The organism is Cellulophaga sp. L1A9 (assembly GCF_009797025.1).
GTDB lineage: Bacteria > Bacteroidota > Bacteroidia > Flavobacteriales > Flavobacteriaceae > Cellulophaga.
Genome location: NZ_CP047027.1, coordinates 4,452,954 through 4,465,830, shown reverse-complemented (window position 1 = coordinate 4,465,830; position 12,877 = coordinate 4,452,954). Strand labels below are relative to the sequence as shown.

The window sequence follows — 12,877 nt, the reverse complement described above, 5'->3', positions numbered from 1 at the left end:
AAGACTTAGATTTGGAATATAATGTAGAAAAAAAGCAGCTTACATGATTTCCATTTATAAATTAAAACCCAAATTTCAACAACTTCTAAATCCTGTTTTAATTTTTTTGCACAAATGTAATGTAACCGCAAATCAAATTACGATAGCATCCATTTTAGTATCTCTTGTTATTGGAGTATTGTTCTGGAACGCAGATAGGGTACACTGGTTTTTCTTAAGCTTACCCATTGGACTGCTGTTGCGAATGGCTTTAAATGCCTTGGATGGCATGATGGCTAGAAAATTTAATCAAACCAGTCCCTTAGGTGAGGTCTTAAATGAAATGGGGGATTTAGTTTCTGATGTTATTATTTTCTTTCCATTGATGAAATTTCAACCAGAGAGTTTTTATATCATCATTGTATTTATCTTATTAAGTATCATTAATGAATTTGCAGGAGTATTAGGAAAAGTAATAGGAAAAGAACGTAGAAATGACGGACCGATGGGGAAAAGTGATCGTGCTTTCTTTTTAAGTATTTATGGCCTACTCCTATTCTTTGGTGTTAACCTTTCGAGTTATTCTAAATACATTTTTGGAATAATTATAGTATTGCTCGTACTTAGTACTTTTACGCGTCTTAAGAAAGCATTGCATGGAGCTTGAAGTAAACAATTCTGAAAATAAATTTTCTGACGTTCCGCTAAGGGTAAAAACATGGGGTTATATTATTTCAGTTTTTGCCTTATCTATTTCCAGTTCTATAACAATGAAACTTTTTATTTCTTGGATTGGATACCAGGTTTTCTATGAATTCTTAAGAATGTTTCAAATAAAGACAAACCTTCTTGTTACCGCTTTAATCCTAGGGATTGTACAATTTTCATTAATCTATTTTTTTAGTTTTGAGCGTTATTTCTTGTATGCTATAGCTTTCTTAACGATGTTTTCTCTCTATTTTCTAATGCAGAAAGTCAGCGTAAAGCAAGGTATTGGCATTGTTTTAGGGCTAAGCTTAAGTCTTCTTGTTTTTCCACATTTGTTGTATCTAAGAGAGAGTGCTTTTGGAATAAAAGCGCTTGTTTATTTAGTTGTTATTACAGAATTAAATGATGTCTTTCAATATTTTATGGGCAAGCTTTTTGGAAACCATAAGGTGATGCCTAAAATTAGTCCCAATAAGACTTGGGAAGGTGTTATCGGAGGGGTAATCATCACCATGCTACTGAGTATTATTTTAGGATATTTTCTTTTGCCTTCCACCATTTTAATTCATGCGATTTTAGGTTTTGTTTTGGGTATTTCAGGTTTTTTTGGAGATGTTTTTATGTCCCTATTAAAACGAAAAACAAACGTGAAAGACACTGGCGAATTACTGCCTGGGCATGGCGGACTTATGGATAGAATGGATAGTCTTATTTTTAATGCTCCTATTTTCTTTTGGGTACTACCGTTATTATTGAAAAGCTAAGCCATGGAAGATAAATTTAATAATGCTTTTATACTTTCAGGAGGAGGCACACGATTAATGATATATCTTGGGATGTATGCGGCATTAGAAGAGTTGCAGATGAAACCAGATGTTCTTATTGCAACTTGCGGAGGTGCTTTTGCGGCAACAGTGATAACTACTTTTCCAGATAACCAATCCCGTAAGGAATATTTAAAATCGGAAGAATACTATCAATTTGCAACAAAAGATCGGCTAACAAAAGAGAAGAAGTTGTCGAGAATAGGACTTCTTTCACTCCAGAAATTGTTATCTAAAAAGAATGCACCTCTTATGGAAGATGTATTCCATAAATACCTAGCAGATGTGTCTCAGGATTTTTCCAAAGATTTTCCGCAATTAACAGCAACAATGTTTTCTCAAAAAACACCTACACTTTTTATAGGTTCCCAAATTCTTTTTGATCCTAAACTTACAGGACAAAAAAGAAAAGGTGAAAAGTTATATCAGAAAGTGATTTTTACAGATAAAGAAACGGCAAGTAAAATTGACCTAAATGCAATTACTATCAATTCCGAAAATTATACAAATAGTGCAGTGTCAGCATCCATAAAGATTAAAACAAATCTCTCTATGTTGGTTAGTGCACGGATTTCTGTTTCAGATATGTTTTACGTAGCTCCAGTGTACTTAGAGGATACGTACTTTGCAGGAGGAGCTGTTGATTTAATTCCTATTGAATTGGCTAAACATCTAGCTAAAACGGTAATTATAGAAAAAAAACAGTCTTACAGTCCAGTTGAAGAAGCGCTGGTACGCGCAGTTCTTGGGTATAGTGGCAACCAACGATTACAGGAAATTGAAAATCATGCCAGTAATTTTCAAATTGATACCATTCATATAAAGAAAGATTTAGTAGGACATTACATCAAAAAAAGTATAGATTGGAAGAACTTCGAGATTTGTTTTAAATATCCTAAAACCTACGAAGATTTTAAAAATGATATGGATAAACAATGGGATTACGGCTATCAGCAAACCATGAAGAGTATTCAAAAAGAAAAGTAATTCTATTAATTGCCGTGAAAAACTTACATTTATAAATTCATAAAAATAGCCTACCAAATATGAATGTTTTTATTGCCGGCGGAACCTCTGGAATTGGATATTCATTAGCGCTACATTATAGCGTTAAAGGGTATCGTGTGGCTGTTTGTGGTAGAAATTTAGATAAAATTCTAGAAAATAAACCTTCAAATGTAGCTGCGTATCAGGCAGATGTTTGCGAAATGTCCTCATTAAAAAAAACTGTACATACTTTTCTGACTGAAACTGAAAATCTGGACCTTTTTATAAATTGCACAGGTAGTTATGCGGAAGATGTAGCTGGTGAAATTTCGTATGAAGATGCTGCACAAATGCTTAAAACCAATATTTTAGGAGCTACTAATTGCTTTGAAGTGGCAAGAACTGCTATGCTGCATCAGAAAATTGGTCATATTGTGGTAATTGCATCTGTGTCCGGTATTTTAGATTATAAAAATTCTAGTCTTTATACGAAAACAAAACGTTCAGTAATTCAAATTGCCGATGCTTATCATAGAGCATTAAAACCGTTTGGAATTTCAGTAACTACTATTGCTCCGGGATACATTGATACCTTAAAATTAAGAGAGTTAAATAACAACGATTTGAGTAAAAAGCCTTTTTTAGTGCCGCTTGATGTCGCTACAAAAAAAATTGTAGCCGCTATTGATGCTAAAAATAAGTTAGTTATTTTTCCTGTAAAAATGAAATGGATGATGACATTCTTATCCATACTCCCCGCGCCTATTCTTAATCTTATTATGTTTAAAAAAGCCAAATGGATGAAGCAAGAATAGCGTTAGGCACAAGAATAAAGCTTGCGGCGCTCTGCACTTTGGTATTTAGTGTGCTATATAATGTGAATGCGTGGTATGCGTCAACGTTAGATTACGTGCCTTCATTTGTTTTTAGTATAGAGAAGTATATTCCTTTTGTTTCTTGGACGGTTGTACCTTATATGACTAGTGGGGTATTCTTTATCCTAGTCTTTTTTCTTTGTAAAACAATGGAAGAGCTTAGGGTATTGACAAAGCGAATACTCTTTATTTGTCTGGTTTCAGGAATATTTTTTCTACTATTTCCTTTAAAATTTTCATTTGTAAAGCCAGAGACGACTCCTATTTTATTCGATTTTTTCTTTCAATTTATTAAAAAAGTAGATTCTCCTTATAACGAAGCTCCTTCATTACATATCGCTTTTGCTTTTGTATTTTGGTCGGTCTTTAGAAATTTGAAAAATTCGTGGCGACATGTGGCAGCAGTATGGCTCGTATTATTAGGTCTTTCCACACTCACCACCTATCAACATCATTTACTTGATGTTGTTACCGGAGCTGTTTTAGCACAAATAAGTTTTATAGTTTTTCCTGCACAGGGTACTAATTTTCAATTAAGAAATTTTCACCTTGCTAATTATTATTTTCTTGGTGGATGGACGATACTATTACTAACGCTCGTTGTTGTGGAATATGGACATCCTATTGGGCTAATTTTATTTTGGCCTGCCCTTGTGTTGTTTATGGTGGGCTATAATTATCAGAAGAATAATGTCCATTTTTTAAAGGATCAGTTAGGTGCTATTCCATGGTATAAAAAAGTACTGTATTCACCTTATCTAGCAATCTATTGGTTTTTCTGGAAATTTTTAAGGAAAAATAAAAAGCCCATTATGCTTATTCCAAATCTTTATATTTCGTCAAGACTTGATCATTCGGAATATCAAAATTTTACAGGCAACAAGAACACTTTAGTGTATGATTTTTCGGCAGAATTGGAAGAAAATAAAGCAATCAAACAAAATTGTCAATATCATGCTGTTCCCTTATTGGATATCGGAGCTTTCGATGCTATGGAAATTAAAAGAATCGTATTAGAAATAACAACACATTACAAGGAATTGCCTAAAGACGGAAAAATACTAATTCACTGTACTATGGGGCTTAGTAGAAGTACATTTATAGGAATTCTTGTTGTAAAAAATATTCTATCTTTACCTTTAGACGAAGCAATAGTAAAAATAAAAACCACCCACAAAAATGCTGTAATACATCGCTATGTACAGGATTTTTTAAAGACAATCAATATATGAGCAATGGACATTTTAATAGTTTTGATGGAAGCGAAATATTTTATCGTAAATGGAATTTCAAACCATCTCAAAAGAGTGTTATCATCATTCACCGTGGTCATGAGCATTCTGAGCGTTTAAATGATATTGCTACTTCTTCTCAGTTTTCAGAATACAATATTTTTGCTTTTGATCTTCGTGGTCATGGCCATACGAAGACAGCGACTTCTTCTGTTTTTATGGATTATGTAAGAGATTTAGATGCTTTTGCGCACTATTTAAAATCAACATACACTATACCGAGTAATGATATTTTTGTTATAGCCAACAGTATTGGCGGGGTCATTGCTTCTGCTTGGGTTCATGATTATGCGCCAAATATTGCAGGAATGGCATTGCTTGCGCCAGCTTTTAGAATCAACCTCATTGTTCCTCTAGCAAACGAAATGATTACGCTTGGAACTAAATTAAATAAAGAGTTGGTTATAAAAAGTTACGTAAAGTCTACAATGCTTACGCATGATGTAGCGCAGCAGAAGGCCTATGATACCGATTCGTTAATTACAAGATCTATTGATGCAAAATTATTAATAGATTTAGCGGATGCGGGTAAGCGTTTAGTAGAAGATGCAGAAGCTATAGATACGCCAACCCTTATTTTGTCTGCGGAAAAAGACAAAGTAGTATTTAATAAAGATCAAAAAATATTCTTTGATAAGTTAGATACAAATTTAAAGGAGCTTGAAGTTTTACCCGACTTTTTTCACGGTATTTTGTTTGAAACTAAAAAAGAAGTTGTCTATGATAAAATCAAAGCTTTTGCGGTAAAAAGCTTTAACCACCCTCAGAAAAAGCTTAGCCTTGAGCCAGATCAATTTTCAATGGTAGAACATAAAAGCCTTCAGAATAAAGAAGGTAATAATCTTAATTTCAAATTCCAAAAATGGTCTTTGAGTAAAATTGGAAAAATTAGTAATGGAATGGCTATTGGTCTAAAACATGGTTTTGATTCTGGAGCATCTCTAGATTATGTGTATCATAATGAACCAAAAGGAAAATTAGGTTTTGGAACCATGATGGATAAAAATTACCTAGAAGCAATAGGCTGGAGAGGTATTAGAATACGAAAGCAGCATTTATTACAACTTCTAGAGAAGAATATAGCGCACTTGATAAAAGAAGGCCGTACGATTAAAATTTTGGACGTTGCAGGTGGTACCGGAAATTACCTTTTTGATATTAAAGATAAGTACCCTGAGGCAGAAATTGTAATCAATGAATTTGTAAAAGAGAATATTGAGATAGGACAGAAAGTTATTGACAGTAAAGGTTATAAGAACGTACGATTTACAGATTTTGATTGTTTTGACCCGGAAACGTATACGAAAATCAATTTTGAGCCAAATATTATTATTGTATCGGGCATTTTAGAACTCTTTGGTGATAATGAAATGGCGAGTAAAGCCCTTGCGGGAATACAATCTGTAGCCGAAAAGAATGCTGCAGTGGTGTACACAGGCCAACCTTGGCATCCACAATTAAAAATGATTGCCTATGTTTTAAATAGTCATCAAAAGAAAAATTGGGTGATGCGAAGAAGGTCTCAAAAAGAATTAGATCGTATGATGGCGTATAATGGCATCCAAAAAGAAACAATGTTGATTGATGACTTTGGAATATTTACGGTTTCATCTGCAAAAGTAAATGCTTAAGATACCTATGGTAAGTTTTAGCTAAAGTTAATGAGTGTATTTCATTTTAACTATACTTAGAAGTGTATTTAGCTTATTCTTATACCTAGAAAATTTCAGTAGAAGAAATAAAAAAAGAGTCCAAATAGGACTCTTTTTTTATTTATATAAACAATTGTTTTTAAGCTTTATAATTATCATCCCAATTTTTCTCTTTAGGATCATGTAGTTTGTCTACAGACTTGGCAACCATCATAGAAACAGCAGCATCTCCAGTAACGTTAACTACGGTTCTACACATATCTAAAGGCCTGTCTACTGCGAAAATCAATGCAAGACCTGCTTCTGGAATTCCCGCTTGAGAAAGTACAATAACCAGCATCACCATTCCTGCACCAGGAACAGCAGCACTTCCAATAGAAGCTAAGGTTGCTGTAACGATAATCCCCAATTGTGCCCATAAATCTAAATCCATACCAAAGGCCTGTGCTATAAAAATAGCGGCCACCGCTTGGTATAGGCTTGTGCCATCCATATTAATAGTAGCACCAATAGGCAGAACAAAACTTGTTACCTCTTCATCAACACCTAAATGCTCTTCAACACGTTCCATAGTTACGGGTAATGTTGCTGCACTAGAACTAGTAGAGAATGCCAATAGCTGTGCAGGAGAAATTCCCTTTAAGAAAAATGAAGGCGATTTCCTTGTAAATATCCAAACAAACCCAAGGTATACGCAAATCATCAGGAATAAACCAATGACAACACATAATGCATACCAGCCTAAGGCTTTAAATAGATCTAGGCTTGGTGATTCTACCACTAACGCTGCTAATAAGGCAAAAACCCCAAAAGGAGCAGCAAGCATGATCAAATCGATTAGTTTAAGAATAACTTCATTAAAACCATCAAAGAATTTTTTAACAGGCGTAGATTGTTCTTCAGGAATAAGTATTAATCCTATTCCAAAGAAAATAGCGAAGAAAATGACCTGAAGCATATTTCCGTTATCACTTGCGGCTTTAAAAATATTGCTTGGAACAATATCTTCTAAGGCTTGTAAGGGTCCAGATTCTTCTTGTTTGTGTGCTTGGGCTATTCTGGAATCTGCATCCCCTTTATAGTTTTCTACTAAGCTGATTCTTGTTTCTTCTGAAATAGATTTTCCAGGTTTAATAATATTGACTACAGCTAATCCTATAGAAACAGCAATTATAGTAGTAACAATATAAATTCCGATTGTCCTTCCTCCCATTTGCGAGAGTTTAGAGATGTCTTTTAAGTCAGAAACACCTTTAATTAATGAGGCAAGGATTAAAGGAACTGCAATAAGTTTTAGTGAGTTAATAAAAATATTTCCAAAAGGTTTTATCCAATCTGAGACAAATTTTGCTCCCCATTCAAATTGAACCATTATAAATGCAAATAATACTCCGGCGAACATGCCTATTAAAATTTGCCAATGCAATTCCAATTTCTTCATAAAATAATTAGTTTAGGACAGAAAGATACAGTATTGCACCTTAATTTTCCAAATCCCGAACTATAATTTTATCGTTCTGTTCAATAAAGTAAAATCAGCCAATACAATTGCAGCCATTGCTTCAACTATAGGTACTGCTCTGGGCACTACACAAGGGTCGTGACGTCCTTTTCCCTGTGTTTGAATCATATTCCCTTCTTTATCAATAGTTTCGTAAGGTTGTATTACGGTCGCAACGGGTTTAAAAGCAACATTAAAGTAAATATCCATGCCGTTAGAAATACCTCCTTGGATACCCCCGCTATTGTTGGTTTTTGTAGTTCCGTCTGAGTTGTATTGATCGTTATGATCGCTACCTTTTTGAGTGACACCTTCAAAACCACTACCGTATTCAAAACCTTTTACGGCATTGATGGAAAGCATGGCTTTACCAAGTTCTGCATGAAGCTTGTCAAAAACAGGTTCTCCAAGACCAATGGGTACATTTTGTATCACACAGGTGATTATACCTCCTATGGTATCTCCTTCTTTTTTGATTTTTTTTATGTAATCTTCCATTTTTAATGCAGTGGAAGGATCTGGACAACGAACAGGATTGCTTTCTATTAATGAAAAGTCTAAATCTTGATAGCTTTTCTCTAATTTTAGGGTGCCTACTTGAGATACAAAAGCATTAATTTTAATCGTACTTACAAACTGTTTTGCTATAGCGCCTGCAACTACTCTACTTGCTGTTTCACGCGCAGAACTGCGACCACCTCCGCGATAGTCACGAAAGCCATATTTTTGATCGTACACATAATCGGCATGGGAAGGTCTGTAAGAATCTTTAATATGCGTGTAATCGTGAGATTTCTGATTGGTGTTGTGTATAGCAAAGCCTATTGGAGTTCCTGTGGTGACTCCTTCAAAAATACCAGAGAAAAATTCTACGGTATCTGGTTCTTTACGTTGGGTAACAATGGCAGACTGTCCTGGCTTACGTCTATTTAATTCATTCTGAATTTCATTTAAATCTAATGTGATACCTGCTGGACAACCATCTATAACTCCACCAATTGCAACACCATGTGATTCTCCAAAGGTGGAAAGTTTAAAAATAGTTCCGTATGTATTTCCTGCCATTTCTTCTTAAAATTTAACAGTTTCAAAGGTAATTCTAAATTCATATAAAGCCAAACTTAGCGTACTCTTAATATAAAATTTACTTTGTAGGAAATTACATAATAAATATTTAACGATTAGCTGATATAATGTTGATTTTCAAATGATGGTAACTTTAAGTACTCTCCTTTAATTTTGTAAAAACGAGAAATTTTGAAAAAGAGAAAAGTTGATGTTGTCGTAATTTCAGATGTACACTTAGGTACATATGGTTGTCATGCTGATGAATTAATTTCATATTTAAGCAGTATTCAACCAAAAAAACTCATCCTAAACGGGGATATTATTGATATCTGGCAATTTAGTAAACGGTATTTTCCTCCTTCGCATTTAAAGGTTTTAAAGAAAATTATTGGCATGGCATCTAACGGTGTTGAAGTGACATATATCACTGGAAATCATGACGAAATGCTTCGTAAGTTTAGTGATACTTCAATAGGATATGTAAGTATTGTAGATAAGCTTGTGTTGGATTTAAATGGCAAAAAGACTTGGTTTTTTCATGGCGATGTTTTTGATGCCTCCATACAAAATGCAAAATGGTTGGCGAAGCTAGGCGGGTATGGTTATGACTTTCTAATTTTGATAAACCGATGTATGAATTGGTGTTTAACAAAAATGGGAAGAGAGAAATATTCGCTATCGAAGCGCATAAAGAATAGCGTAAAAGGGGCGATTAAATATGTGAATGACTTTGAAAAAACGGCAGCAGATCTAGCTATTGAAAATGGATATGATTATGTGGTTTGCGGACACATTCATCAACCCAAAAAAGAGCTGTACGAAAATAAAAACGGACAGTGTATTTATTTAAATTCGGGAGATTGGGTAGAAAATCTTACTGCTTTAGAATATTCCTTTAAAAGATGGAAAGTGTATCATTATAATAACGATAAACTCTCCCCTTTTTTTGCGGATGAAGAGTTGAAGCAATTAGATATCAATGAACTAATTGCTTCTATTACATTTAAGAAGGATGCAGAAAAGGGTTCTTCTTCACTTGAGGAAAGCACCTTAGAGTAAAGCTTCTTTTAAAATTGTAATTGGATGCTTGGCTTGTCTTTTCGTACCATCATGTATTTGATGGCGACAACTTGTGCCATTAGCAGATATGATGGTGTCTTCCGGTGATTTGCGTACAGCAGGGAATAATTTTAATTCTCCAATCTGCATGCTTACCTCGTAATGTTCTTTTTCATATCCAAAAGATCCGGCCATACCACAACAGCCTGAAGTGATTATGGACACTTCATAGTTTTTTGGAAGGTTTAAAATATCGAAAGTTACTTTCTGATTCGATAAGGATTTTTGATGGCAATGGCTGTGTATTTTAACCTTTTTAGCTTCTGTCGTAAATAAATCAGCGCTTAGTGCTCCTGCTGTTATTTCATTGGCTAAAAATTCTTCAATTAGATAGCAATTGGCTGCAATTTTTGTGGTGACATCTTTAGCTACAGAAAAACGTTTGTATTCATCTCGAAAAGTTAACACAGCGGATGGCTCTAAGCCGATCACTGGAATATTTTTATCTGCAAATATTTTTAGTTCCTGAATGTTTTCAAGGGCAAGTTTCTTGGCTTGTTTTAAAAAGCCCTTAGAGATGTATGTTCTTCCGCTTTCTGCATAAAATAATTGAACTTCATAGCCTAATTTGGTAAGCACTTCAATAGCATCTTTACCCAAATCTATATCCATGTAATTTGTAAATTCATCAATATAAAGTACAATACTTTTTTTAGTTATAGTACTTTGATTTTTAAATAGTTGAAGGTGTTTATTGAAATTAAAATTATATACTTTTGGCATGCTCCGTTCTTTAGCAACTCCAGCAGAGCTTTTTAGTAATCCGCCAAAGAAACTTGAATCGTAAATGAAATTAGTCAAGCCGGAGACTTTACTTCCTAATTTATTCAATTTTGTGTTGTAGGCAAATAATTTTCCTCGTAATGGGTATCCGTTTGCTTCTTGGTGCTGGTGTAGAAATTCTGTTTTCAAAGTAGCAACATCAACATTACTCGGGCATTCACTTGCGCAAGCCTTACAGCTTAAGCACAAATCAAAAGCTTCTTTTAATTCTTTCTGATTGAACTTATTTGGCGCTTCAGATGTGGTTAGAAACTCTCTTAATGCATTAGCTCTACCTCTTGTGGTATCTTTTTCGTTTTTAGTAGCATGATAACTCGGGCACATCCCTCCTGCACTATGGTGTGTTTTTCTGCAATCACCACTCCCATTGCATTTTTCGGCCGCTTTTAATATTCCTTCACTATCAGAAAAATCTAAAAGAGTTTTTACCTCTGGCTCTTTTCTATCAATATCATAACGCAGTGATTCATCCATAGGGAATGCATCTACTATTTTGCCTGGATTAAATATGTTTGTAGGATCAAAGTATGTTTTTACCCGCTTTAAAAGCGCATAATTTTTAGCTCCTATCATTAAAGGGATAAATTCTGCTCTAACAATACCATCCCCATGTTCTCCGCTAAAAGAGCCTCTATATTTTTTGGTCAGCTTCGCTACATCTGTTGTAATAGCTCTAAATAAATGAACATCATCAGATTTTTTTAGATTAAGCATGGGGCGTAAATGTAATTCTCCAGCACCAGCGTGTGCGTAGTATACAGCGTTTTGCTTGTATCCCGCCATTATCTGAGTAAACTCCCCGATAAAATCTTTTAAATCTTCAACAGCAACTGCTGTGTCTTCAATACACGCAACCGCCTTTTTATCTCCTACGATATTTCCTAACAAGCCTAGTCCGGCTTTACGTAATTCGGCCGCCATCTTACCTTCAGTCGCGTTTAGAATAGGATTAGCATAACTCAATCCAGATTTATTAATGGTATCTAATAAAGCTTCTATTTGGTGTTTTAGGTCTTCTTCGGAATCAGACTTTACTTCTAGCATTAAAAGCGCCGCGGGATCACCGGAAACAAAAAATCTGTTTTTGAATTGTTCTCTATTGTTTTTCGTGCAATCCAGAATAGTTCTATCCATCATCTCACACGTATGCAAATTGTGTTGCATTGCAGGAGCAACATCACTTAAGCAGTCTTCAAGACTGCGGTAATGCGTTACGACCATTGCAGATAATTTAGGAGGCAATGGCACTAATTGTAAGGTAATTTCAGTGGTAAAAGCTAATGTACCTTCACTTCCACTTAATAATTCACAAACATTTATTAATTCATTTTTACCACCAAACACATTGCTTTTTAGTAATTCATCTATGGCATATCCTGTATTTCTTCTATGAATTTGTGGTTTTGGAAATTCCCTAGTAATTTCTTCTTGAGTTTCTTTATCGGAAAGTTCTTTGTAAAGATTTTTATAGATAGCGCCTTCAAAAGAGTTCAATTGGGTTTTAGCTAAAAATTCGTCAGTTGATAAACCCTTAAATTCGGCCTCTTCTCCGTTGGACAGTATTGTTTTTAAGCTAGAGGTGTACTCTCTAGTGATGCCGTAACGTATGGAGGTTGTTCCGGAGGAATTATTTCCTACCATTCCACCAATCATACATCTGTTTGCTGTAGATGTATTTGGTCCAAAAAATAATCCAAAAGGCTCTAAGTAAGTATTTAACTCATCACGTATAACTCCTGGCTGTACAGTAACTTGCATTTTTTCTTTGTCAACAGAGATAATTTTAGTAAAATGTACAGAAACATCTACTACAATACCATCGCCCACACATTGCCCTGCTAGTGAAGTACCAGCAGTTCTTGGTATTAATCCAATGGTATTTTCTTTAGCAAAAAGGATTAATTTTTGAATGTCAGCAGTGCTTTTCGGAAAAGCTACAGCTAAAGGTGTTTTTCTGTAAACAGATGCGTCTGTGGAGTATAGTGCTTTTGAAAGTTTGTCTACTCTTAATTCCCCTTCTAAACTTTCTTTGAGTTTGTGTAATGCTGCAGTTTCCAATGTAAAAATAATTTGATGCGAAATTAAGTTT

The 12,877-nt window shown here is 34.5% G+C and carries 10 protein-coding genes; 7 read left to right on the top strand and 3 right to left on the bottom strand.

Annotated elements, in window-relative coordinates; translation table 11 throughout:
• Window positions 1–43: 43 nt before the first annotated feature.
• The 6 genes from GQR94_RS19565 to GQR94_RS19540 are packed head-to-tail and all read left to right on the top strand — an operon-like array spanning window position 44 to window position 6,296.
• Entirely contained in the window at window positions 44–646 is a 603-nt protein-coding gene (locus tag GQR94_RS19565; RefSeq protein ID WP_158978422.1) for a CDP-alcohol phosphatidyltransferase family protein, read from the top strand.
• The gene (locus GQR94_RS19560) at window positions 636–1,451 is read left to right on the top strand and encodes a phosphatidate cytidylyltransferase (protein WP_158978420.1); all 816 of its coding nucleotides are present in this window, start codon (window positions 636–638) and stop codon (window positions 1,449–1,451) included. The genes GQR94_RS19565 and GQR94_RS19560 overlap by 11 nt, the downstream gene beginning before the upstream one ends.
• 3 nt (window positions 1,452–1,454) lie before the next feature.
• A complete protein-coding gene (locus GQR94_RS19555) occupies window positions 1,455–2,498 on the top strand; it encodes a patatin-like phospholipase family protein (RefSeq protein ID WP_158978418.1) in 1,044 nt (347 codons plus the stop codon).
• Window positions 2,499–2,557: 59 nt separating this feature from the next.
• Window positions 2,558–3,313 carry an SDR family oxidoreductase gene (locus GQR94_RS19550; RefSeq protein WP_158978416.1) on the top strand — a complete coding sequence of 252 codons (756 nt, stop codon included), beginning with the start codon at window positions 2,558–2,560 and terminating at the stop codon, window positions 3,311–3,313.
• Complete coding sequence (locus GQR94_RS19545) at window positions 3,295–4,605, top strand: phosphatase PAP2 family protein (protein ID WP_158978414.1); 1,311 nt, start codon at window positions 3,295–3,297, stop codon at window positions 4,603–4,605. Before GQR94_RS19550 ends, GQR94_RS19545 begins: the two co-directional genes overlap by 19 nt.
• On the top strand, window positions 4,602–6,296 hold the full coding sequence (locus GQR94_RS19540; RefSeq protein WP_158978412.1) for a bifunctional alpha/beta hydrolase/class I SAM-dependent methyltransferase: 1,695 nt from the start codon (window positions 4,602–4,604) through the stop codon (window positions 6,294–6,296). Before GQR94_RS19545 ends, GQR94_RS19540 begins: the two co-directional genes overlap by 4 nt.
• Window positions 6,297–6,456: 160 nt before the next feature.
• Here the strand turns inward: GQR94_RS19540 and GQR94_RS19535 are convergent, their stop codons facing one another.
• Together GQR94_RS19535 and aroC are read right to left on the bottom strand one after the other, a co-directional pair.
• On the bottom strand, window positions 6,457–7,758 hold the full coding sequence (locus tag GQR94_RS19535) for a dicarboxylate/amino acid:cation symporter (RefSeq protein WP_158978410.1): 1,302 nt from the start codon (window positions 7,756–7,758) through the stop codon (window positions 6,457–6,459).
• A gap of 60 nt (window positions 7,759–7,818) precedes the next feature.
• Window positions 7,819–8,883 carry a chorismate synthase gene (gene aroC, locus GQR94_RS19530; protein WP_158978408.1) on the bottom strand — a complete coding sequence of 355 codons (1,065 nt, stop codon included), beginning with the start codon at window positions 8,881–8,883 and terminating at the stop codon, window positions 7,819–7,821.
• Between the two features lie 192 nt (window positions 8,884–9,075).
• Here aroC and GQR94_RS19525 point away from each other — a divergent pair, with 192 nt between their 5' ends.
• Window positions 9,076–9,945 (top strand): UDP-2,3-diacylglucosamine diphosphatase, encoded by an 870-nt coding sequence (locus GQR94_RS19525; RefSeq protein ID WP_158978406.1) that lies wholly within the window; start codon window positions 9,076–9,078, stop codon window positions 9,943–9,945.
• Here GQR94_RS19525 and GQR94_RS19520 read toward each other — a convergent pair.
• Complete coding sequence (locus tag GQR94_RS19520) at window positions 9,937–12,846, bottom strand: FAD-binding and (Fe-S)-binding domain-containing protein (protein ID WP_158979711.1); 2,910 nt, start codon at window positions 12,844–12,846, stop codon at window positions 9,937–9,939. The genes GQR94_RS19525 and GQR94_RS19520 overlap by 9 nt on opposite strands.
• Window positions 12,847–12,877 lie beyond the last annotated feature (31 nt).